This is a genomic window from Micromonospora phytophila (assembly GCF_023656545.1).
Classification (GTDB): domain Bacteria; phylum Actinomycetota; class Actinomycetes; order Mycobacteriales; family Micromonosporaceae; genus Micromonospora; species Micromonospora phytophila.
Map to the genome: position 1 here is coordinate 14,035 of NZ_JAMOKF010000004.1, position 22,589 is coordinate 36,623.

Consider the following 22,589-nt stretch of genomic DNA (forward strand, 5'->3'; position numbering starts at 1 on the left):
TCGACCGGGACAGCGGTGGACTCAGCCCCAGCAGCGCCCGGTGGCGTCGGCGCTGGTGATGCTCTCGACCCCGGTGGCCGGCTTGTCGGTGACCAGGGTGACGCCGGTGTCGAAGAAGTCGAGGCCACCGGTGACCTGCGGCTTCTCACCGTCGTTCGCGATCTTCTTGATGGCCTGCACGCCGAGTTCGGCCATCTTCAGCGGGTACTGCTGCGAGGTGGCGCCGATGACGCCGTCCTTGACCTGCCGTACGCCGTTGCAGCCGCCGTCGACGGAGACGACCAGGATGCCCTGGGTTTTGCCCGCCGCCTGCAGCGCCTTGTACGCGCCGACCGCGGCCGGCTCGTTAATGGTGTAGACGACGTTGATGTCGGGGTTCCTGGTCAGGCAGTTCTCCATGGCGGTGCGACCGCCGTCTTCGGCACCCTGGGTCGGCTCGTTGCAGGCGATGGTGTAGGTGCCGCTGGTGTAGTTGCCGGTCTTCGCCTCGTCGCCGTTCTTCTTCTTGTCGGCGGTGTCGATGCCCATCCCGGCCAGGAAGCCCTGGTCCCGGTTGTAGTCGACGGAGACGACCTTGTCGTTGAACAGGTCCAGCAGCGCGATGGTCGCCGGCTTGCCAGCGAGCTGGGCCGCCGTCCACTTGCCGACGAGTTCACCCGCCTTGAAGTTGTTGGTGGCGAACGTGATGTCCACGGTGTCGGCCGGGTCGGGCGGGGTGTCCAGGGCGATCACGTAGAGCCCGGCGTCACGGGCCTTCTTGATAGCGGGGTTCACCCCGGGACCGTTCGGGGTGATCAGAATGCCTTCGTCTCCCCGGGCGATCGCGTCCTCGATGGCCTGCACCTGGCCGGCCTCGTCGCCGTCCTCCTTGCCCGCGGCGAGGGTGAGCTTCACGCCCTCGGCGTCGGCGGCCTTCTTCGCACCCTGCTGCATGGTCACGAAGAACGGGTTCGTGGAGTTCTTGGTGATCAGCGAGACGGCCACGGTCGAGGCGCCGTCGCCGGTTCCTTCGTCGCCGGAGCCGCCGCAACCGCTGACGACCATGCTGGTCGCCGCTGCGGCGGCGATCAGCAGCGCCGTAGGGCGACGGCCAATGCGCTGGATCATGTCTTCTCCCTCGGAACCGTCCCCGGCGCCCTGCCGGGAAGCAGTGTTGACAACGATGTCAGCGCAGTTTCCAGTGACGTACCCGAAGATGTCAATGGCATGACAACGGTTTTTCCAGTTGCTGCTCGCAGTCGTACCGGCACGGTTGACATCGATGTCAAGCAGCCGCAGGATCGCTCCACCCGGCACCCACCGCCGGCCCGGCGGCCGACGCCCGCGCTGCACCTGGCGCCCCACCACCAACGGTGTCCAGCGCGGGGACCCGGGCGCCCGCCGCCGGCCGAACGGCCGGCGTCCATGACGGACGGAGGATGTGGATGAGAATCCGACGATGGTTGGCCGCGTGCGCGGCCGCGGCCGTGGTGGCGGCGATGCCCGGCGCCACCGCCAGCGGTGCGACCGGCGGCACGAGGGACGAGCCGTACCGCCCGCAGATCCACTTCAGTCCGGAGCGGAACTGGATGAACGACCCGAACGGACTGGTCTGGTACCAGGGCGAATGGCACCTCTTCTACCAACACAACCCCGAGGGTGCGCAGTGGGGCAACATGTCGTGGGGCCACGCGGTCAGCCGCGATCTGTTCCACTGGGAGGAGCTGCCGGTCGCGCTGCCCTACTCGGCCGACGAGCACATCTTCTCCGGGTCGATCGTCGTCGACGAGCGGAACACCTCGGGCTTCGGCCGCCCTGGCGTGCCGGCGATGGTCGCCGTCTACACCAGCGCCTACCCGGCTACCGGCATCCAGGCCCAGTCGCTGGCCTACAGCACCGACCACGGCCGGACGTGGACGAAGTACGCCGGGAACCCTGTGCTCGACCTCGGGTCGCGGGAGTTCCGCGACCCGAAGGTCTTCTGGGACGCCGAGGCCGACTGCTGGGTCATGGCAATCGTGCTGGCCACCGAGCACAAGGTTCGCTTCTACCGCTCCGCCGACCTCAAGGCGTGGACCTACCTGAGCGACTTCGGCCCGGCCAACGCCACCGGCGGGGTCTGGGAGGTGCCGGACCTGTTCGAGGTGCCGGTCGACGGCGACCCGCAGAGCACCAAGTGGGTGCTGGTGGTCAACCTGAACCCGGGGTCAGTGGCCGGCGGGTCGGGCGCGCAGTACTTCGTCGGCGACTGGGACGGGACCACCTTCACCGCCGACAACATGGTGACCGGCGAGCCGGAGCCCCCGGCCGGAACACTCTTCGCCGACTTTGACAGCGACTACGCCGGCTGGACGATCGAGAACGATCCAACGCTTGCCCCCGGGCCTTTCGGCACCGCCCCCTACCCGGGGACGGTCCCCGGCCAGCAGCTGGTCAGCGGCTTCCGCGGCCGCTCCCTGGTGAACAGCTTCCTCGGCTTCGACACCCCGAGAGGGCGGATGATCTCCCCCGAGTTCACCCTCGACCAGGACTTCCTGAACCTCCTCGTCGGCGGTGGCGCCCACCCGCACCTGCCCGGCACGACCACCGACTTCGTGCCCGAGGGCGCCGAGACCGTGCTCGACTTCGAGCTGCCCGACGGCCAAACGTACGAGCAGGCGGGCTGGACGGCGACCGGCGGGCTGCGCGGCCGGACGCCGGTGGTGGGTCCCGCCCGCTCGGAACGCGGGCACGTGGGCGACAAACTGCTCACCACCTTCTACGAGGCCGACACGACGACCGGGACGCTCACCTCGCCGGCGTTCCCTATCGACCGGAACCACCTCAGCGTGCTCGTCGGCGCCGGCGGTCACGCCGGTGCGAGCGCGCGGACGGTGGTGGAACTGCTCGTCGACGGCGAGGTGGTCCGCACCGGCACCGGAAACTTCTCCGGCTTCGTGAACTGGCGCAGCTGGGACGTGGCCGAGTACCGGGGCCGCAGCGCCCAGCTGCGCATCGTCGACGAGAACACCGGCGGCTGGGGGCACCTCCTGGTCGACCACCTGATCGCGACCGACGAACCGGTGCTGCCCCGGTCGGTGGAGACCGCGGTCAACCTGGTCGTCGAGGACGAGGTGGTCCGCACCGCCACCGGCAAGGACAGCGAACGCCTCGACTGGGTCGCCTGGGACGTCCGTGACCTGGCCGGCCGGCGGGCCCACCTGGAGATCAACGACTTCAACTCCGGCGGCTGGGGCCACATCCTCGTCGACCACGTCATGTTCGCCGACCGGCCGGCCCGCAGCGAACTGGAGCGCTACGACTGGGTCGACTACGGCAAGGACTACTATGCCGCGATCTCGTACAACGGCGTCCCGGGCGGCGAGCGGGTGCTCGTCGGCTGGATGAACAACTGGCAGTACGCCGGCGGCATCCCCACCTCCCCGTGGCGTGGCGCGATGGCACTGCCCCGGGAGTTCGGGCTCGCCACGATCGACGGGGAGGTGCGGCTGGTCCAGCGACCGGTCAGCCAGATCCGCCGGCTCCGCGGGGCCGGCGGCGCGTACGCCCTGCGAGACGCCGTCGTCGGACCCGGCGTGCGGGACCTGCCGGCAGCCGCCGACGGGACCGTGCTGGAGATCGAGGCCGAGTTCGAACTCCGCGACGCCGACCGGTTCGGCCTGCACGTACGCGGCGGAGACGGCGAGCGGACCGTGATCGGGTACGACGCCGCCGCGCGGCGCCTCTACGTCGACCGGACCCGGTCCGGCGACGTCGGGTTCAGCGCGCTCTTCCCCGGCGTGCACTCCGGCCCGCTCTCCGTCGATGGCGACCGGGTGCGCATGACGATCTACGTGGACCGCTCCTCCGTCGAGGTGTTCGGCGGGGCGGGTCAGACCACCATCACCGACCAGATCTTCCCCGCGCCGGGCAGCGACCAGACGCGGCTCTTCGCCGAGGGTGGGGAGGTGCTGGTGCGGTCACTCACCGTCCGGCCGCTGCGGTCCGTGTGGCGATAACCTGGGACCCGATCATCAGCAGTCCGGGGGCCGCGGCAGGTACCGCGGTCCCCGGCGTCGCCTCCGCTAGGAGCGCTCATGGACGGTGCGGTTTCCAATTCGACGGTCGCCCGGGCCCGGCCCACGCTACGGGACGTCGCCCTACTCGCTGGCGTGAGCACGAAGACGGCCTCCCGGGTGATCAACGGCGAACCGGGAGTCTCCCCGTCCAAGATCACGGCCGTGCAGCGGGCGATCACGCAGCTCGACTACCGTCCGAACTTCACCGCCAGCAGCCTGCGGCGCGCTGGCGGCCGCAGCGCGGCGATCGCCGCCGTCCTCGAGGACCTGGCCAACCCCTTCTCCTCGGCGCTGCACCGGGCGCTGGAGGACGCCGCCCGCGAACGGGAGGTGCTGATCTTCGCCGGAAGCGTCGACGAGAGCCCCGAGCGGGAGCGCGACCTGGTCCGGGCCTTCACCATGCGGCAGGCCGACGCCCTGGTGGTGGTGCCGGCAAGCGACAACCAGAGCTACCTGATGGGCGACGTCAACGCCGGCACCCCCGTGGTGTTCGTCGACCGGCCCCCGGTCGGGCTGCCCGTCGACGCCGTCCTCACCGACAACCACGACGGCGCCGCCGCCGCTGCCCACCACCTGGTCCGGCACGGCCACCGGGACATCGCCTACCTCGGCGACCTCCAGACGATCTCCACCGCCCGGCAGCGCTTCCGGGGTTTCAAGGAGGCGCTCAGCGACCACGGCATCCGGCCCGATGCCGCGAACATCGTCCACGACCTGCACACCGAGCGCGACTCCGAGGAGGCGGCCCGCCGGCTGCTGACCCGCGAGTCCCCGCCGACCGCCCTCTTCACCTCGCAGAACCTCGTCACCATCGGCGCCATCCGGGCGCTGCAGCAACTCGGCCGGCAGCAGCAAGTCGCCCTCGTCGGCTTCGACGACTTCCCCCTTGCCGACCTGCTCCAGCCTGGCGTCACCGTCGTCGCGCAGAACCCGTCCGAGATGGGCCGGGTCGCCGCCTCCCTGATCTTCCGCCGCCTCGACGGGGAGCAGTGGCGGCCGAGGACCCACCTCGTGCCGACCCGGCTGATCGCCCGCGGGTCGGGCGAAATCGCGGGGCCGCACCGGGACTGAGGCGCACCCGCAATGGCGGGAATGTAATAGAAGGAGCCTCGACCCGCCCGGACGCCCGTCAGGGCGGTATCACCGGATCGCCTCATGGATGTGCAACCGGCAGGTGAGCATCGGCCGTCGCGCCCATTGATGACTTCGGTCAACCCGGTCTGCGTAGTCCTGTCATGCGGACTGGGATTCGGTTGGCGAGGTAGAACCCCCAGTCAGGTTCGGTGCTCCGGGCCAGCTCGGTTCGCGCGGCGCTGATGATCGAATCGAGTCGGTCGCGGGTGGTGGACAGGTCGCGTACCTGGGCGTCGATGCGGGCGCTCCTCGCTCCCGATCTCCTGCGTAGACGGCGAGATGGGAGGGAGGGCTGAGCGACAGCGGCCCGGCGGCGAGGGCCTACCGCTCGGCGGATCACGGGCCTTTTCGGGTGCACTGTGCCGAGCCATCGAAGGTGCGTGCTGGACGGGACTTGCCAAACCCGCCATCCGGTCAGCCGGCGGTTGGCAGAGTGGGAAAGGTGAGCAGGAGGCGGCCGGTGCGGCAGCGGCACCAGCGCCTTGCGCGAGTCTCCCGGAACCTTCATTTCTCCAGCGAGGGTGCCGGCGTCACCAAGTTGGAACTGTTCCTCGACCTGGTCTTCGTGTACGCATTCCTCGCTGCGACGAACCTCATGGCGGAGAACTTCCGAGTCGAGGGCGTGTTCGAGGGCGTCTTGGTGATCCTGCTGCTGTGGAGATGCTGGAGCTCATATGCGTTGCTCGGCAATCTCGTCAAGGTAGACCGGGGAATCATTCGGCTGGTCATGTTCGGCGTGGCCGCGACGATCCTGTTGATCGGCATCGCCGCGCCGGTGACCTTCACCGACCGGCCGGGAGGCCTGTTCGGGCCGCTGATCTTCGTCGTCGCCTTCCTGCTTGCCCGGCTCGTTGCACTGCTGATCCTGACGTACGCCGCATCAGGCGAGCAGCGGATCCGAGCGTCCGTCCTCGGCAGGTGGTTGCCCTTTGCCGGCGGCGCGGTTCTGCTGCTGTGCGGCGCGCTACTTCCTCGTCTCCTACCCTCGGGCATCGACGGTGAGAGTGTCCGGCTGGCCCTATTCTTCGCCGCCGCCGCTGTCGATTTCATCGGCGTACGAGCGATCGGCATGGGTGGCCTTCGAATCGCCTCCGTGCCGCACTGGGCAGAGCGGCACCGGCTGGTCATGCTCATCGCGCTGGGCGAGACGATCATCTCGATCGGCACCAGCCGCGGCCTGATCGGTGATCCCCCGATCACCTGGTCGGTCATCGGGGGTTCGGCGCTGGGCCTCATCGTGGTGGCCGTGCTCTGGTGGCGCTACTTCGACATCGCCGGATTCGCCGCCGAGCGGGCATTGGAGCAGCAGCCGGCATCCGCCAGGTCACGACTCGGCCGCGACGTGTACACGATCCTGCACCTTCCGATGATTGTCGGCCTCGCCCTGTTCGCGCTGGGGCTCAAACGTGCCTTGAGTTCGGTCGAGCCCGCCGACGCAGCCAGGTGGGACGAGCTGAGCACGCTGGTCCTTTACGGAGGTGTCCTTCTGTACCTGCTGGGCATGGTGGCTCTCGAGTACCGCACCATTCGCCTGCTGGGTCGGAGCCCGTTGCTGGGGGTCGTTCTGGTGGGTGCCGCGGTGCCGGTCGCGGTCCACCTGCCGGCGGTGGGTGCCGTAGCGCTGCTTGCCGCCCTTCTCACCAGTATGGTCCTGGCTGACCTCACCGTCTTCCGTCGGCGGCACCGCACGCTGCACGAACGGGTGGCGGAGGCGGCAGACCGGACCACCGGCACCGGGGTCACGCCGAAGGAACTGTTCCTGGATCTGGTGGTCGTCTATACGTTCATCCAGGTCACGGTGTTGGCGAGCCGGCATCCCACCGGGCCGGGGGTCGCCCAGGCACTGGCAGTGCTCACCCTGCTGTGGATCGCCTGGTCCCGCTACACGCAGGTGGGAAACGTCCTGCGCAGCGAGTCCATCCCCGTCCGGTTGAGTGTCCTGCTGGTCGTGGCGCTGGCCCTGACCATCGGTATCGCCATCCCGCAGGCGTTCGATCACGTGCCGGACGGCCTGCCCGGGCCGACGGTCGTCGTCGCCTGCTACATCGCCGTCCGCCTACTGCACCTGGCCGCGCTCCGGCTTGTTGGCCGCCCGGACCGGGCGCCACCCGCACACGTGCTGCGGGCGAGCGTCCCGACCTTGACGGCGCTCGTCCTGCTGATGGTCGCCGCCCTGACGTCCGCGCGACCGGACGCTCCGGAGGTGCTGGGGCAGCTGGTGGCGAGCCTCTGGCTGGCAGCCATCGTCGTCGACCTCGCCGGCGGCTACCTCGTCCTGCGGTTCTGGTGCGTGAGTTCGGCCAGACATTGGAGCGACCGGTACGCCCTGATCATCCTCATTGCACTGGGAGAATCGATCATCTCAACGGGAGTGGCGGTTTCCGGCCGCCCCATCTCTTGGTCGGTCGTCGGTGCCATCGTCACCAGCATGGTCCTGCTGGCCACGCTGTGGTGGGCGTACTTCGACACCGACGCCGTTGTCGGAGAGCGCACCTTGCAAGCCCGCACTGGCGATCAGCGGGCGGCGCTGGCCCGCGACGCGTACGCCTACCTCCACCTGCCGATGATTGCCGGGCTGATGCTGCTCGCCGTCGGCCTGCGTGAGATTCTCGACGTGCTGAGCGAACCGTCAGGACCGGCGCGTACCCCGTTGGGACACGCCATCCTCTTCGCCGGGACAATCGTCTATCTTCTCGCCAACCAGGCATTCTGGTGGCGTGTCCAGCGCGAGGTCCGCTGGGTCCGCGTTGTCGGAATCCTGTTCGTGATGGTCCTCGCGCTGGTGACCAGCCCGCTGTCGCCGCTGCTGGCGCTGACTATCCTGACCGTCACCAGCGTTTTCGTGATGGCGATCGACTCGCTCCGTGCCGCCGACCTACGGCGACGACTGTCCGAACCACCACGCTCGGCCATCCTGACCGACGCCCGGCCGGGCAACCCGATCACGTAGCCCGGTGGAGCGCCGTACCTGGAATGTCGCCGAAGCTTGCCGGCGTTGATTCGTCGGGTTCGCCGCGCTGGAGGTCGGGGAAATCCGGGTTCGGTGGACCCCGACTTCCGGTGGCGCTCCGTCAGCTCAGCATCACATCCTGAAACTCCGCGACCGAGTCGAAGACGTTCACCCCGACCCGACCGGCGGGATAGGTGCCGTCGGTGGCATCGATGACCGGGATCGTTCCGCCGTCGAACCAGACCTGGATCCGCGGGCCGGTGGCGACGACCCGCAGTCGGTACATGCTGCCCGGCACGATGGTCACGGGGTGGACGGCGATGTCCCGGCCCGGCCGCCACAGCTTCACCAGGCCGTCGGTGTCGACGTTGACCGTGTAGTGCGCGCTGCCGTCGGCGGTGGCCCGGAAGGTCAGGCCGGCGGCGCGGCCGGCGAGCACTCGTAGCTCACCGGTGTAGACGAGGTCGGCCGCCATGCGATCGCTGAGCCGGAACCCGTTGTCCATCCGCCGCCCGCGCAGCCCACCGGTGGGTACCGTCCACTCCCCGCCCGCCGGGTGCCAGCGCGCGGCCCACCTCCGCCCCGCCCTGACCACGGTGGCCCTGCCGTACCCGATCCCGCCGCCGCTCCAGCGGCGCGTCGACCAGCAGCCCCCGAATCCGTTCGGCCAGGGGGTGCCTCAGGCCCAGCAATGCGGCCCCGCTTAGCTCAGCTGTCCCCGCTCGCGTTGCCGGGCGGCGAACCGTTCCAGTGCGGCCTGGTGGGCGCGTCGGTTCTTGCGCCAGTACCGGATGCGCCACCAGCGCAGCTGCACTCGTTGCAGGAACGACGCCCGCTGAAACGATTCCGGCTCTGAGAGGTACCAGCCACGCTCGCGCTCGGCTTCGCTCGGTCGCCGTTCGCGGGTCACGCGGCCAGTGTCGCAAGCTTTTCAGTAGCGCGGAAGCACTCGCGGCTACGCGCTCGGGCCGCGAGTCGACCCGTGTCGCTTTCCCCGGTAGCCGTCGGCCTGCTTGGCTGCGGTCGCGAGCACGCGTAGCGTGACATCGTCCGGCGCTGAAAGTGTGCGTCACGCTGGTGACACAGAAGGATCACCGCTCGGAGGGCCCTCGTATGCACACATCGTCGGGTCTGCAAGGTCCTGTTCTGTTGCTGGTGGTCTTCGGGTCCGCGGCGTTGATATTCGTCGTCCCCAGGCCGCGACTGTTGTGGGCAGCCCTGCTCGCGGCGGTCTGCGGGTTCTGCGAGGGGCGACTGGGTGACTTCTGGGATGCCATGTTTGGCACGACGGCTCCGGCTTGGCTGCCGCTGCTGCTACCAGCCGTTGTGCTCGGGGCGGGATTCGCGTGGCGGGCGCCTGGTTGGAGGGCCATGGCAGCCGGATGGCTGGGGATCCCGTGGGGGCTCGCGCTGACGGTGGGCGTGTACTGGGGCCTCCCCTGTTGGAACTGCGGCGAGTCGTACTACGGATATTGGGCGTTCGGTTTTAGCATGATCGGAGTCGTCCTCACCATTGTGGGCGCTGCGCTCACCGTGGCCCTTCGAGCCCTGATCCGCCGATTGCGGTCCTGACCAATGGCCGGCTGTAATGCTGGCCCGCTCAGTGCCGGGCCGGTGATGGCCCCTCCAGATCCTGGATGCCGTCCTACAGCTCCGCCCGCTGCCGCTACATCAACGAATGGGTTGCCACGAAGATCCGCTGGCGGCTCACCGGCGACACCGCCGCGAAGAGCGCCCTGACCAGCTGGGCGAACTCCTGCCCCAACGTCACCATCACCGTCGTCCGCGCCTTCTGACGGCACCCGGAGGGCGCCGCGCCTGCCGGTCTGTTGCGTTGCCCGGACCCTCGGGCACCGAGTCGACCGGCGCGGCCAACATCGGGGCGACAGGCCGGCCAAGCACCGGCCCACCTGGCGACGTCTCCCACTGCCAGGCCGGGCTCATCCCCTCCAGCCCCATCCGTCAAGACCGCGAGCGCCGCTCATGTGCGTCCCTCCCCCGCCATCGTCGGGCAGCGGGATCGGGCCTCGGGCGCAGATCAGGCACAACGAATGCACCGGATCTGCCGCATTACGAGTCGGTTCCCCGGCGCTGGTTCACCGCCCAGTCCTCGTGCCCGTCGTTTGGCAGACTTGGCCTTCACAATGGACGGGTGGCGTGACAAGATCTCCGATCAGCTGGCAAGTTCCCATCACCATGGAGCTTTGGCGGGCTATTTCGGCATTTTCGGCCCATGAGGGTCAGATACTAGAGAAGGCTACAAAATCAGGGCCTCCTCATTTTTGCCACGGATGTAGCACTTGGGCCGCTGCCACCCTATCAGCCAGTTGGTGGAAAGTTCATGCGTTGACTTCTCATCACGAGGCGAGCACCATCAGTGGCGCGTTCAGAGTTGACAGAACTAGGCGGCCCGGGTAAAAGGACCCGAAAAGTAGAGACACGATCGTTGACAAACGACCATGTCAACACGCTTTCGCAGTTCTTGTCGACACAACCTCCGTGGGATCCACAACCAACGGAGGGCAGTGACCACAGATGCCGCTCGGCGCGTATCGCGACCCGATTTGCGGAAGCGGCACCGTTCCTTATCCAACGCACACTCTGCGTCTCAGGAACGTCCCGATGTTGAACTCCCTCATGCTGGCAGCCGCCGCTGCCCTTTTCATCCTGCTCGGCACCCCCGCGCCCCGCCTTTGCAATTCAGCAGGTGTGGGCGGGTGTCACGACTACGCGATCCACGCGTAGCCACACCCATTAAGGAGACCCCCATGTCCAAAGCAAAGCGAAGACTCAGAGGGGCGGCATTCACGATTGTCGCAGTAACTGCGCTGACTGCCGCATTCTCCCAGCCGCTCTTCGCAGCAAAGCCCTCACCGATGGCCACTGTCAGCGGCGCGTCTCTGGCCGCCGCCTGTGACAAGGCGCCGACCGGTGTGCAGGTCAGCGATCACTGGCTGCCGTTCACGGTCCCCGCCGGGCTGATGCCCGACCCACAGTTCGACGGGCTCTCGGCCGAGCTGCAGGTGCATCGTGTCCAGCCCGTCTACGCCCACGGCAAGTGCCCCGCGGTGCCCAACCGGGCCGCGGTGCTGATCCACGGCCGCACCGCGTACGGCCCGGCTGTATTCGACCTGCGACAGCCCGCCCCAGTTGGCGGCGAGCTCAGCGTGCAGAAGGCGCTTGCCCGGGCGGGAATCGACACCTTCGCCCCCAACCTGCTCGGCTACGGCCGCTCGACGCGCTTCGCCCACGGCCTGGACGATCCGGGCAACGCGAGCCTGCGCGCCTACAACACGGACGGCACCTGCTCGTACCCCGAGGGGTGCGACCGCACTCACGTCCCGGTCTTCCCCCTCGATCAGCAGGGGACGGACCTGTTGATCAATCCGCTCGGCCAGCAGCGGCGCTCGCACTCAAGCCATGTCCGGTTCGCCCGTGTCGACACATTCGTACGCGACATCCGTCAGGTCATCGACGACGCCATCACGCGGGCGCAGCCATCGGACGGCAAGGTCACCCTGCTGGGCTACTCGGCTGGCGGGCAGCACGTCAGCCGGACGCTGTACGCGGCCAACCCGGTCCTTCCCCACAGCGACCAGTACATCGCGAAAGTGAATCGTGTCGTGTTCCTGTCGTCGCTCTTCGGTTTCCCGACCGAGGAGACACCACCGCCGACGGGATTCGCTACCTTCCCGCTGCACGTCTTCAAGACTGACGCTGCGAGTCTCACCGACATCTGGCAACTGGGGGCAGGCCGCGAGCCGGCCTGCACCGGTCATATCGTCCCGGGCAGTCCTCAGCAGCTCTCGACGCAGCTCCGTGAGGAGGAGACCGTGGGCCTTCAGTGGGGAGGGGACGACCCCGCGCACCCGACCGGCCTCGCCCGCAGTCCGGTGTTCTCTAGCTACGGCTGGAACACGTTTGTCGCCGGACAGCTGACCCCACCCACGCTGGTCATCCACGGGGTTGAAGACCAAGTCACGCTGGTGGCGAACGCGAACAGCATCTACGGCGCCCTCCCAGCGTCGATGACGAACAAGGTGCTGGTGAAGGTGGCGTGCGCGAGCCACGGACTTCTGTGGGAGGGCTGCTCCGGGCAGCGCTGCACCCCGGCCTCGGGCACGCCCTACGGCGGCAAAGTCGGTGCTCCCTGGGCCGGTCCGTATTCCACGCTCAAGGCGGCGCTGATCGAGTGGATCAATAGTGGAACATTCAACGGCGCCCCGAACGGGCAGTTCAACGTCAACGAGAGCGGTGTAGTGAGCGCCGGGCCCTGAGATCGGCTGGCTTGGCCCTGCGACGGTATGAAGAAGGCCCGGGTCACGATCGGCGATCAAGCCCGTGACCCGGGCCCTCTCCTATGGAGCCGCCTGAAGGAGTCGAACCGTCGACCTACGCATTACGAGTCCGTTCCTGGTTACTGCGACCCGGCCCGATCGGCATACCGGCTCTTCGAAGTTAAGCGGGGTTGAGGTGTCCGCGGTGGCGTCGGGTGGTGGCGGTGCGGGTGCGTAGGCGTTGGTTCTCGGGGTTGCGGAAGCCGTAGGCGTCGCGGGCGACGGTCTTGATCACGCGGTTGGTGCCTTCGGAGCCGGCGTTGGTGATTCCGGTGGTCAGGAACGCGTGGATGTGTGGCCACCAGGTCTCGATGGTGGTGGCGAGCTGGTGGAGCTCGGGCAGGTCGGTGGCGGCGCAGCGGGTGTAGAAGCAGTGCAGGAGCCGGTGGATGTGTTCGCGGTCGGGCTGGGTGCGGGCGGTCGCGAGGAGGTCGAGCAGGTCCTCTTTCGCGTTCCACGCGACAAGGATCGGGGCGCCGATCGTGGTGGGCAGGGTTTCGAGGGTGTCGACCAGGCGGTCGACGTGCTTGCCGGGCATGCGGGCGGCCGAGCGGGTCAGCCGGTTGCGCATCCGCCATTCGGGATCGGTGCCGCGTCCTGGCGTCCGCGCCGGGTCAGGGTCATGCGGCGGCGGACCTCGGTGACGGCCCGGTTGGCCAGTTGCACGATGTGAAAGTGGTCGACGACCAGCAGCGCGTGTGGCAGCACCTGGCGGAGGCGGCCTTGAAGACGGTGCACATGTCGATTGCGGCGGCTCGGACCTGGTCGCGCCAGGCCTGCGGGCGATCCCTCAGCCAGCCGGTGACCGTGGCGGTGGTGCGGCCTTCGACCCAGGGCCCCGGCAAAGTCGTGAGGGGAGTCCGGCTTGAGGTGGTTGGCGTAGACGCGCCCTGGGCGTGGGCAGCAGGGCGGCATGGCCGTCCCAGAAGATCATCAAGGTTCTCGAGGCCTGTTGATCTATCTGAAGTGAGCCATGCCCGCGCTGCCATCATCGCTGATCTCATCGTTGTCGACCGCACCGCCCGGGGCATCTGCCGTGGCCTCGGCTGCCGGCCTGCTCGCCGCGTTGAGTTCCCTGCCCGATCCACGTGCCCGACGTGGAGTCCGGCATGCTCTGGTAACCGTGGTCGCGGCGGCGGTGTGCGCGGTCGTCGCTGGTTACCGCTCGTACGCGGCGATCGGTGAGTGGGTCGCTGATCTACCCGCTGATACCGCGGCTGTGCTCGGGATCCACGCAGACCGGCGGCCGTCAGAGGCCATGATCCGCAGGCTGTTGCAGGCCCTGGACCCCGACCGGCTGGCCGCGGTGATCGGTGCCTGGCTCGCCACACAGCTGCCCGCGCCGCCGGCGGGAACACGCCGGGTGATCGCCGTGGACGGCAAGACGCTACGCGGCTCCCGCACCGGCGACACCGTCGCCCGGCACGTCCTCGCCGCCGCCGACCAGACCACCGGTGTCGTGCTGGCCAGCACCGACGTCGACGGCAAGACCAACGAGATCGCCCGCTTCGCACCCCTGCTCGACCAGCTCGGCGACCTCGGCGAGGTCGTGGTGACCGCCGACGCCCTGCACTGTCAACGCGACCACGTCGCCTACCTCGCGAGCGTGGCGCCCACTGGATTCTCACCGTGAAGGGCAACCAGCCCAACCTGCGCACCCAACTGGCCGCCCTGCCCTGGCGGGCAGTCGCCGACGCACACCGCGGCACCTGCCGCAGCCACGGCCGCCGAGAGATCCGCACCCTGAAAATCCTGTCCGTCTCCACCGGGATCGACTTCCCGAACGCCGCCCAAGCCATCCAGATCCGACGCCGCCGACGCCGACTCGACCAGCGAAACGCTTCACGACCGAGACCGTCTACGCGATCACCGACCTGCTCGTGCACCAAGCCAAACCCGCGCAACTCGCCGCCTGGATCCGCGGTCACTGGTCGATCGAGAACACAGTCCACTGGGTCCGCGACGTCACCTACGACGAAGACCGATCCCAGATCCGCACCGGCACCGGACCCCAAGTCATGGCCACCCTCCGCAACGCCGCCATCGGCGCCCTACGCCTGACCGGCGTCACCAACATCGCCGCCGCCAACCGCCACCACGCCCGCGACAGCAACCGACCACTCGCCCTACTCGGCATCACCTGAGGACTTTGCCGAGGCCCTGCCGCCACACCTAGAAGCTGACCGGGGTTGACTGGCGTCCCGCCCTATCGGGCACGCAACGGGCACGCCACAACCCCGGCGGATGGCGGCAGCTTTGGCCGTACCGATGGCTGTACAGTCCCGATCGTGAGCGTGGATTTGTTGCTCGGAAAGGCCAGACCTGAGGTGGGGGTCCTCACCGAAGCGGCTGACGCCGGAGGGTCGCGGCGGTGCTGGACATCGAGTGGGTCAAGCCTGAAATGACCTCTCCATTCGAGCCAGGTGCGTCGCCGTGGGTCGGACCACCTTTGACCGAAGACGCCGTTCGGCGTGCCCAGGAAACGCTTGGGGTTCGGTTACCCCGAAGTTACGTTGCGCTGATGTATCGCCAGAACGGCGGGGTCCTGAAGAACAACTGCTATCCCACGGACTTCCGGACGTCGTGGGCCGCCGACCACTTCCAAATCGATGTCCTCATGGGCATCGGACATGAGGAGGGGGTCGACGCCCAGTCCGCTTACCTGATCTCTGAGTGGGACTACCCAGATGTCGGGGTAGTGCTCGGTGTGACGCCTGCGGCGGGCCCTGACACGGTCATGCTCGACTACTCGGAGACCGGACCGGGCGGGGAACCGGCGATGGTGTATGTCGACGAAGACAGAATTCCCCGGCGGATCGCCGCCTCTTTCGAAGAGTTCATGGATTGCCTGGTCTCGTGCGAGGTCTATGACGATGAAGACGATGACCAGTAACCGCTGATTGAGCGAGCCCCCACCAACAGGGGTGCCCTTACTCGCGTGCGGGTGGACTAGTGAAAGCGGATCTCCTCGTCGGGCAGTCGCCAGACCGTCCAGCCTCCCCGGACGGGGACAAGGTGGAGCGCCTCACTAGCCGAACGACCTTGGCCCCGTCCGGGGAGGCTGGTAGCCCTTGTGGTGCCCGGCGAGGTGATCCGCGGCTGATCTTTGAGGAGGGCCGGGGCTCGGGGCGGAGCCCCGAGGTCTTCTAGGTCCTGGTCGTCCAAGCCTGGCCGGCCGGCCCGGCCGATGCCGGCCGGAGGTCGCCAGCAGGCCGGGGCCGGGCCGGCGCGGCCCGCTTTGCGGGCCGCCTTGATGTTCCTCACCCTCACCCTCGGCTCTTACGGCCGCGTCCACTCCGACGGCACCCCGGTCGACCCGGACGCCTACGACTACCGGCGGGCCGCGTGGGATGCCGTGCAGTTCCCCCGGCTGCTGGATCGGTTCTGGCAGAACCTACGCCGCGCGGTCGGCTGGAACGTCCAGTACGCAGGTGCCGTCGAGCCACAACGCCGGCTGGCCCCGCACGCGCACTTCGCCATCCGGGGAACCATCCCCCGCGCCCTCGTGCGGCAGGTCGCCGCCGCGACGTATCACGCGTACTCCTCGCCGCCTGCGCCGCAGCCGGCATGGGCGGCGGCGAGCACGACGGCCAGGGCGGCAGGGAGCAGAGCCCGGCGCATCCGAGCACCGTAGGTCGGGGCCCGGCTCCCCGCAGCGGTGACGATTCCGGACTCCCGACCCGTTCACCGGGTGGCATGATGTCCGGCGTGTCCGCCCCTCGTGACCCGCACAGCGCCGACCTGGCCCCGCCCACCAGCGTGATGCCGGTGGTCCGCCCGGCCAGCAGTCGCCACCGAGCCCCGGACGACGGACGGCGGCTGATGTGGCTGGCGGTGGGGGGAGCCACCGTCGCGCTGGTGGCCGCCATGCTCGCGGCGGTCTTCACCGGCGGCGAGGAGGCCGGGCCCGCCACGGGTGGCACCCTGGCTGTCGGCACGTCCGCCCCCGCCGAGGCCACCGAACCGCTCACCGACGAGGTCTCGCCCACGCCCACCGGCCCCCCGTCTTCGTCATCGCCCGCCCCGCGGCGGTCGGCCAGCCCGGCCGAACTCGCGGCCGGGCTGCGGGACACCCTCGACGGGCTCGTACAGCAACGGCAGCTTCGTCCCGGTGACGGCAACGAGCTGCGAAAGCGGTTACGCGAGGTGGCGGAGAGGATCGCCGACGGCGAGACGGACAAGGCGCGCGAGAAGCTGCGCGAGTTCGCCGAAAGGCTGGTCAACCTGCGCCGTGAGGGCAAACTGAGCGTGCGCGGGTACGACGTCCTCGCCGCTGCGGCGACGCAGCTCGCCCAGGCGCTGCCCGCCCGCTGACGCCGGGCCGTCCGCCGGCGGCCCGCCGGTGCCGTCACCGGCACTGGCGTGGGTGCGGAATCTCGGTGGAGCAGTCGAGGCCCGATCGGTGAAGATCGGGTGGTGTCCGTTCCCGCCCGTCAGATCCGTGCCCGCTACTCGGTGAACACGATCACCGTGTACCACTGCCGGCTCACATCGCTGCCGGCATCGACGCCAGCCCGGACGTCACCGCTGACGACGTGCCCGAACGGCAGCACGGACCGTGATCGTCCTGCAGCAGGCCGGCGCGGCCGCCCGCGGCAGATCCGTGCACGTGAGCTTGGATGACCCACGGCCGGCGGCGGATGGCGCAGTCGAGGGTTGTCGGCAGGGGCAGGGTCGGTCGCCACCGGCTGACGTCGCTCACCCGATCATCGTGCGCGCCGCCGTGGAGAGCAGTTCCTGAAGCAGCAACCCGCGGCGGATGTCGAGGGAATGCGGTGTTTTCGTGCGGACGGCGGCCGCGAACTCGGCGCGCACGATCGGCCAGCACCCAGCGTGGTCCACGGTGGCAAAGTCGAGGCCCATCGAACCGACGGCCCCGAAGAGTTCGATGCCGGCGCGCGACGACGGCAAACCCACCGCGCCGGAAAGCGAGAGCTGGCTGACGGCCCCGCCTTGGTGTAGGCAGGTCAGCTCGACCCACCGCCGCGGGTCGCCGCAGGCGCGCAGGTCGGTGATCCGGCCGAGCGCGGCGTCTGCGAGGTCGAGCAGATGCGGACCGAGGTCGTGCAGTGCGCCGTACGTCATGCGCCAACCGGTGGCGAACGGGCCACCGAGGAACGCGCCGTGCAGGTAGCTGGCGCGAGCGCCGATGGCCGGGAAGTCTCGCGCGGCGGTGAGGAAGGCGCGGGTGCGGGGGTGGTAGCGCTTGGTCAGCACCACCTGGCTGACCACGCCTGCGTTGTCGACGGCGTCAGCGAGTCGGCGGGCGTCGTCGAGGGCGAGGGCGAGGGGCTTCTCCAGCAGCAGTGCCTTGCCGGCCTTCGCCGCGCGGATGCCGAGGGCGGCCTGGACATCGGGCGGCACGGCGAACGCGACCGCCTCGCATCGGTCGAGCAGTTCCTCGTATGACCTCACGGCGGTCGTGCCGAGTGTGGTTGCGAGTTCTGCCGCGGCCTGCGGACGGCGCGCCCATACGGCGGTCAGCCGCGTTTCGGGCCCGGCGGCGAGCACCGGCCCGTGCATGGTCGCCGCCCATGGTCCCGCCCCGACCAGCCCCACCGTGACCGGGCCTACGCTCGGGATCATGTCGCGTTGCACGGCTCATTCTCCAGGTCGGTGCGGCACGCCGCGCCGGAGAAGGTGCGGCGACGGTGGCATGCGGACGGAATGGTCAGGCTAGGGCGGCATCGACCGTTTCGGGGGCGTACACCTGCTCGATGACCATCGCGTGGGCGCCGGTCAGCACCGCCCGGTCGCCGAGCTGACTGGTCGTCACCTCGAGGCGGCGGGTCGAGCGGGGCAGTGCGCTTTGGTACAGCTTCTCGCGCACGCCGGTCACGAAGTGAAGGTCGGCCAGGTCGCCCGCGATGACCAGTACCCCCGGGTTGAGCAGGCACACCACGGTCGCGAGCACCTCGCCGACCAACTGGCCCGCCGTGCGGGCCAGGTGCACCGCCTCGGCGTGACCGGAGCGGATCCGCTCGATCAGCTCGGCCCCGGACGAGGTCGGCGTGCCGGCAGCGGTGAGGCGTTGGGCCAGCGCGAGCCCGCTGGCCACCGCCGCCAGGCAGCCGTAGAGGCCGCACTGGCAGCGGGCCTGCGGGTAGTCGTGCAGCCGGATGTGGCCGATGTCGCCCGCGCCACCGTCGATGCCGCGGTAGACCTGGCCGTCGACGATGACGCCCGCGCCGATCCCCGTCGCGACCTTGACCAGCACCAGCGTCGGGCAGTCGGGGTAGTGCAGCGTCTGCTCGCCCAACGCCATCAGGTTGGCGTCGTTGTCGACGTACACCGGCCGGTCCCAGGTGTTGCGCAGCCGCTCGGCGATCGGGTAGCCGTCCCAGCCCGGCATGATCGGTGGTTGGGTCACCATGCCCGCCTCGAACTCGACCGGGCCCGGCACGCCGAGGCCGATCCCGCGCACCTGAGTGGGCTCCCAGCCGGCCCTGGGAAGCAGTCGGGCGAAGGCGGCGTCGACCCAGCCCAGCACCGCCTCGGGGCCCATGCCGATCTTGATGAGGCGGTGCTCCTCGGCGAGCAGTTGTCCGCGGAGATCGACGACGGCGGCCCGGGCGTGATTGGCGCCAAGATCGGCCACCATCACCACTCCGTGGTCGGTGTCGAGCTCCAGCAGCTCCGCTGGCCGGCCGCCGGTCGAGCCTTCCACGCCGGAGGCGCGGAGGTAACCGGCGGCCCGCAGCGCGTCGATGCGCTGCGTGACTGTCGAGCGGGACAGCCCGGTGTAGATCTGCAGCTCCGCCCGGGTGCGGGCCCGGCCCGTCCGGACCAGCCACAGCAGGTGGCCAGCGGAACTCTGGTTGCCCGCTGGCCTAACCCTTGTCGGCACCAGCGGTTAATCCCTCCGTCAGCAGCCGCTCGGCAGCGAAGAAGATGATCACGATCGGCAGTGTGAGGACGACCGACCCGGCCATCAGCACCGTCTTGCTCACCTCGATGCCGCCGGAGAGCTGGGCGAGTCCTAGTGAGACGGTCCAATCCGCCCGGTCCTCGACCAGGAAGAGCAGGGCAAACAGGAACTCGTTCCAAGCTATCATGAACACATACAGGGCATTGGCCATCACCGCGGGCGCGGCCAAGGGCAGCACCACCTTGCGGATGATCTGCAACCGGGTGTAGCCGTCGACGGCGGCGGCCTCCTCGAGGCTTTCCGGGATCGTCGACAGGTAGTTGCGTAACATGTAGATCGATACGGGCACCGTCTGCGCGATGTAGACGATGGTCAAGCCTGCGAGCGAGCCGCGCAGCCCAAGCCGGGTGAACAGCACGAACAGCGGGATCGCCAGCAAGATGGACGGGAACAGGTAGACCGCCAGGAACAGGAAGTGCACCTGACGTCGGCCGGTGAAGCGGAGCCGGCTGACCGCGTACGAGCCCGGGATCGACACGAGCAGCGTGAGCACGGTCGCGGCGGCCGACACCAAGGCGGAGTTGGCGAGGAGTCGCAGGAAGCCCTGGCCGCCGGCGTCGGCCGGAGTGAGCACCTCCCGGTACGTCTCGATCGTCCACTCCGACGGGCCGGCCCAGATCCCGCCGGGGTTGGCCAGGACCTCCTCGATCGGCCGCACCGACAGCAGCAGCATGTAGCAGAAGGGGAACAGGGTCACCACGACCAGCACCGTGATGACCATCCAGCGCAGGACGCCGAACAGTCGCTTCTCGAACGTGTAGCGATCCATCACGCCTCCTCCCCCTCGATCCGCGGCGCGAAGAATCGCAGGTAGATCACCAGCACCACGACGAGTCCCGCGGCGAGCACCAGCGCCTGGGCGGCCGCCGCGCCGATGTCGAAGCGCGCGGTGAGGAACTCGTAGACCCGTACGCTGACCACCCCGGTGCCGGCGCCTCCGCCGGTGAGCAGGTAGACGTCGTCGAACTTGTTGAAGGTCATGATGAACCTCAGCACGCACAGCAGCGCGATGACCGGCGCGAGCTGCGGCAGCAGGATGCGGCGAAACGTCTGGCTCGGCGCCGCCCCGTCGACCAGGGCCGCCTCCTCCAGCTCGCCGGGTACCGCCTGGAGCCGGGCGAGCAGGAAGAGGAACGCGAACGGGAAGTAGCGCCACGCCTCGAACGCTATGACGGTCAGTAGCGCCATCGGCAGGTCGACGTCGAGCCCGAGCAGCGAGAAGGTGTACTGCCGCTGGCTGAGAAACGCGATCGGCTGGTCCCAGCCGAGAAACCGGGTGCCCCAGTTGTTGGCCAGGCCGAACTGTGGACTCAGCAAAATCTCCCAGACGAACGTCACGGCCACGACCGGTGCGACGTACGGGAGTAGGACCGACGCCCGCACGAGCGTGCGGCCTCGGAAGCGCCCGCGCAGCGCGAGCGCGGCGATCAGCCCGAACAGGACGGACAGGGCCGTGCTGCCAACCGTGTAGACCAGCGTGGTCCACAGCGACGACCAGAAGCCCGGCGAGGTCACCACCAGTTCGAGGTTGGCGAGGGTGTACTGGCCGAACACGCCGGCGCGGCGCACGTTGATCAGCCGGATCCGCTGGAACGCCAGCATGACCGTCCAGAGGATCGGCAGGATCACGACGACGATGACGACGATCAGCGTCGGCGACAGGTAGACCAAGCCCGCGCGGTTCTCCCGCTGCTTGCGCGTCAGCGGTCGCCGGGGGCCGGTGGGCCGGCGGCGGCGCTCCTGCGCCTCCGCCGGCCTCGGCTCGTGGGTGGTGACCATCGCTACCCGACGGACTTCTGGATCGTGCGGACGTCCTCGGCGGCCCGCTTCGCCGCCGCGGCGGCGTCGGACTCGCCGTTGGCGAGCGCGTTGACCGCCTTCGGCACGGGAAGCTCGCCGAGCGTGGCACCGAGCAGTGCGCCCTGCTTCTGCGGGAAGCCCCAGCGCTGGAACGTGTCCGGGCTCGTCGACAACGCGGCCAGCACGTCGGCCGGGTAGACGTCACCGAGCGGCTTCTTGGTGTCGACGCCCGCTGGCAGCCCGTTCCACGCGGTGGTGAACTTCGCCGGGTCGCTCTTGTCGCCCTTGCGGACCGGGAACTTGCCCTCCGGGGCGATGCCGAGCCACTGCGGGTAGCCCTCGTTCATCATGAACTGAGTGAACCGGCGGGCGTTGGCGGTGTCCTTGCCGGTGTTGCTGATCGCCCAGCTGGTGATCTCGCCGAAGCCCTGCGGCTGACCGCTCGGGCCGCCGACCGCGGTCACGATGCCGGTGTTCTTCGCCAGGAACGCCGGGTCCTGCTTGCACTCCGGGCAGGTCGGCAGGGCGTCGTTGCGCAGCGCCGCCATCTCGTCGAGCAGGAACGAGGACCAGACGACCATCGCGGACTTACCGGAGAAGTAGGTGGCCCGGGTGGTGTCGACGTCCTGCGCGCCCGGCACCGACCACTTCCGCACCAGGTCGCCGTAGAGCTGGAAGGTCTCGACGCACTGGGGCGAGTCGAGCGTGACGCTCTTCGCGTCGTCGACCAGCTGGCAGCCGTTGCCGAGCGCGAAGTTCTCGAAGGTCTGCGCGGTGAACGCGTCGTTGGGCACGGTGGCGAGGGCGATGCCGGCCATCGCGCCGGTGTTGAGCTTCTGCGCCGCCTGGCGGATCTTGTCGAAGGTGTCCGGTGCCTGCAGGCCGGCCTTGTCGAACAGGTCCTTGCGGTAGAACAGCAGCTGCGCCCAGCCGTCGGAGGGCACGGCGAGCTGCTTGCCGTCCTGACTGGTGAGTTCGAGCGCCCGTGCGGAGAACGTGTCGCGGCCGAGCTCGTCGACGACGGATTTGGTCGCCGTGGTGTCGAGCAGGTCGTTGGAGGCCATCTGCGCCACGGAGGCCAGCGGCAGTGCGCCGACCACGTCGGGCAGGGTGCCGGCAGCCGCGGCTGAGGTGACGAGGCTGGTGAACTGGTTCTCGTCGGTAGCGACGATCTTGACCTTGATGCCCGTCTGCTGGGTGAACTTGTCGGCGATCGCCTGCGTCGCCTGTACGCGGTCGGTCTGGTTTTCCAGGCTCCACACGGTCAGGGTGCCGTCGCCACCGCTGCCCTCATCGTCGCCGCACCCGGCCAGCGCCGGCATGGCCAGCAGGCCCGCCGCGACGCCGCCCGCGAGCCACCGCCGGCTCCGAGCGTTCTTGATCTTCAAGTGACTTCCCTCCGT

At 69.1% G+C, this 22,589-nt stretch carries 17 protein-coding genes and 2 pseudogenes; 10 read left to right on the plus strand and 9 right to left on the minus strand.

Annotated features, from left to right (window positions below; genetic code table 11):
• Nucleotides 1–21 precede the first annotated feature (21 nt).
• Nucleotides 22–1,107, minus strand: coding sequence for a substrate-binding domain-containing protein (locus NCC78_RS01310; RefSeq protein ID WP_250791197.1), 1,086 nt, complete (start codon nucleotides 1,105–1,107; stop codon nucleotides 22–24).
• A gap of 317 nt (nucleotides 1,108–1,424) precedes the next feature.
• Between NCC78_RS01310 and NCC78_RS31915 the strand changes: the two genes are divergently transcribed.
• The 3 genes from NCC78_RS31915 (at nucleotide 1,425) to NCC78_RS01330 (ending at nucleotide 8,121) form a co-directional block, all read left to right on the plus strand.
• Nucleotides 1,425–3,977, plus strand: a complete 2,553-nt coding sequence (locus tag NCC78_RS31915; RefSeq protein WP_284706199.1) for a GH32 C-terminal domain-containing protein — start codon at nucleotides 1,425–1,427, stop codon at nucleotides 3,975–3,977.
• A gap of 78 nt (nucleotides 3,978–4,055) precedes the next feature.
• Nucleotides 4,056–5,108 carry a LacI family DNA-binding transcriptional regulator gene (locus NCC78_RS01325; RefSeq protein ID WP_250791198.1) on the plus strand — a complete coding sequence of 351 codons (1,053 nt, stop codon included), beginning with the start codon at nucleotides 4,056–4,058 and terminating at the stop codon, nucleotides 5,106–5,108.
• Nucleotides 5,109–5,631: 523 nt separating this feature from the next.
• Entirely contained in the window at nucleotides 5,632–8,121 is a 2,490-nt protein-coding gene (locus NCC78_RS01330) for a low temperature requirement protein A (protein ID WP_250791199.1), read from the plus strand.
• 121 nt (nucleotides 8,122–8,242) lie between these two features.
• Here NCC78_RS01330 and NCC78_RS01335 read toward each other — a convergent pair whose 3' ends face one another.
• Both NCC78_RS01335 and NCC78_RS01340 read right to left on the minus strand, forming a co-directional pair.
• Complete coding sequence (locus tag NCC78_RS01335) at nucleotides 8,243–8,716, minus strand: LamG domain-containing protein (RefSeq protein WP_250791200.1); 474 nt, start codon at nucleotides 8,714–8,716, stop codon at nucleotides 8,243–8,245.
• Between the two features lie 108 nt (nucleotides 8,717–8,824).
• Nucleotides 8,825–9,031: a hypothetical protein gene (locus tag NCC78_RS01340; RefSeq protein WP_250791201.1), complete on the minus strand. Its 207-nt coding sequence runs from the start codon at nucleotides 9,029–9,031 to the stop codon at nucleotides 8,825–8,827.
• A 727-nt stretch (nucleotides 9,032–9,758) separates the two neighbouring features.
• Between NCC78_RS01340 and NCC78_RS01345 the strand changes: the two genes are divergently transcribed.
• Both NCC78_RS01345 and NCC78_RS01350 read left to right on the plus strand, forming a co-directional pair.
• Nucleotides 9,759–9,917, plus strand: coding sequence for a hypothetical protein (locus NCC78_RS01345; RefSeq protein ID WP_250791202.1), 159 nt, complete (start codon nucleotides 9,759–9,761; stop codon nucleotides 9,915–9,917).
• Between the two features lie 972 nt (nucleotides 9,918–10,889).
• Nucleotides 10,890–12,398: an alpha/beta fold hydrolase gene (locus NCC78_RS01350; protein WP_250791203.1), complete on the plus strand. Its 1,509-nt coding sequence runs from the start codon at nucleotides 10,890–10,892 to the stop codon at nucleotides 12,396–12,398.
• Between the two features lie 181 nt (nucleotides 12,399–12,579).
• On the opposite strand, the pseudogene NCC78_RS32660 reads toward NCC78_RS01350, so the two are convergent.
• Nucleotides 12,580–13,288 (minus strand): annotated as a pseudogene (locus tag NCC78_RS32660) (ISL3 family transposase); the annotation flags it as partial.
• 143 nt (nucleotides 13,289–13,431) lie between these two features.
• Here NCC78_RS32660 and NCC78_RS01365 point away from each other — a divergent pair.
• The 5 genes and pseudogenes from NCC78_RS01365 (at nucleotide 13,432) to NCC78_RS01385 (ending at nucleotide 16,772) form a co-directional block, all read left to right on the plus strand.
• On the plus strand, nucleotides 13,432–14,091 hold the full coding sequence (locus tag NCC78_RS01365) for an ISAs1 family transposase (RefSeq protein WP_250791206.1): 660 nt from the start codon (nucleotides 13,432–13,434) through the stop codon (nucleotides 14,089–14,091).
• 247 nt (nucleotides 14,092–14,338) lie between these two features.
• A complete protein-coding gene (locus tag NCC78_RS01370; protein ID WP_372495024.1) occupies nucleotides 14,339–14,602 on the plus strand; it encodes a transposase in 264 nt (87 codons plus the stop codon).
• A gap of 227 nt (nucleotides 14,603–14,829) precedes the next feature.
• The gene (locus NCC78_RS01375; protein ID WP_250791207.1) at nucleotides 14,830–15,351 is read left to right on the plus strand and encodes an SMI1/KNR4 family protein; all 522 of its coding nucleotides are present in this window, start codon (nucleotides 14,830–14,832) and stop codon (nucleotides 15,349–15,351) included.
• A 246-nt stretch (nucleotides 15,352–15,597) separates the two neighbouring features.
• Nucleotides 15,598–16,029 (plus strand): annotated as a pseudogene (locus NCC78_RS32155) (replication initiator); the annotation flags it as partial.
• A gap of 137 nt (nucleotides 16,030–16,166) precedes the next feature.
• The gene (locus NCC78_RS01385; RefSeq protein WP_250791208.1) at nucleotides 16,167–16,772 is read left to right on the plus strand and encodes an FIMAH domain-containing protein; all 606 of its coding nucleotides are present in this window, start codon (nucleotides 16,167–16,169) and stop codon (nucleotides 16,770–16,772) included.
• 384 nt (nucleotides 16,773–17,156) lie between these two features.
• On the opposite strand, the gene NCC78_RS01390 is transcribed toward NCC78_RS01385, so the two are convergent.
• The 5 genes from NCC78_RS01390 to NCC78_RS01410 form a co-directional block, all read right to left on the minus strand.
• On the minus strand, nucleotides 17,157–18,056 hold the full coding sequence (locus NCC78_RS01390; protein WP_250791209.1) for a Gfo/Idh/MocA family protein: 900 nt from the start codon (nucleotides 18,054–18,056) through the stop codon (nucleotides 17,157–17,159).
• A gap of 73 nt (nucleotides 18,057–18,129) precedes the next feature.
• Entirely contained in the window at nucleotides 18,130–19,305 is a 1,176-nt protein-coding gene (locus NCC78_RS01395; RefSeq protein WP_250791210.1) for an ROK family transcriptional regulator, read from the minus strand.
• Nucleotides 19,289–20,155: a carbohydrate ABC transporter permease gene (locus tag NCC78_RS01400; RefSeq protein WP_250791211.1), complete on the minus strand. Its 867-nt coding sequence runs from the start codon at nucleotides 20,153–20,155 to the stop codon at nucleotides 19,289–19,291. The genes NCC78_RS01395 and NCC78_RS01400 overlap by 17 nt, the downstream gene beginning before the upstream one ends.
• Entirely contained in the window at nucleotides 20,155–21,165 is a 1,011-nt protein-coding gene (locus NCC78_RS01405; protein WP_250791212.1) for a carbohydrate ABC transporter permease, read from the minus strand. Before NCC78_RS01405 ends, NCC78_RS01400 begins: the two co-directional genes overlap by 1 nt.
• 2 nt (nucleotides 21,166–21,167) lie before the next feature.
• Nucleotides 21,168–22,574 carry an ABC transporter substrate-binding protein gene (locus tag NCC78_RS01410; RefSeq protein WP_250791213.1) on the minus strand — a complete coding sequence of 469 codons (1,407 nt, stop codon included), beginning with the start codon at nucleotides 22,572–22,574 and terminating at the stop codon, nucleotides 21,168–21,170.
• Nucleotides 22,575–22,589: the final 15 nt, after the last annotated feature.

Coding starts and splice junctions, on each gene's coding strand:
- NCC78_RS01310 (WP_250791197.1), bottom strand. CDS start 1,107: ATGATCCAGCGCATTGGCCGTCGCCCTACGGCGCTGCTGATCGCCGCC.
- NCC78_RS31915 (WP_284706199.1), top strand. CDS start 1,425: ATGAGAATCCGACGATGGTTGGCCGCGTGCGCGGCCGCGGCCGTGGTG.
- NCC78_RS01325 (WP_250791198.1), top strand. CDS start 4,056: ATGGACGGTGCGGTTTCCAATTCGACGGTCGCCCGGGCCCGGCCCACG.
- NCC78_RS01345 (WP_250791202.1), top strand. CDS start 9,759: ATGCCGTCCTACAGCTCCGCCCGCTGCCGCTACATCAACGAATGGGTT.
- NCC78_RS01350 (WP_250791203.1), top strand. CDS start 10,890: ATGTCCAAAGCAAAGCGAAGACTCAGAGGGGCGGCATTCACGATTGTC.
- NCC78_RS01365 (WP_250791206.1), top strand. CDS start 13,432: ATGCCCGCGCTGCCATCATCGCTGATCTCATCGTTGTCGACCGCACCG.
- NCC78_RS01400 (WP_250791211.1), bottom strand. CDS start 20,155: ATGGATCGCTACACGTTCGAGAAGCGACTGTTCGGCGTCCTGCGCTGG.
- NCC78_RS01405 (WP_250791212.1), bottom strand. CDS start 21,165: ATGGTCACCACCCACGAGCCGAGGCCGGCGGAGGCGCAGGAGCGCCGC.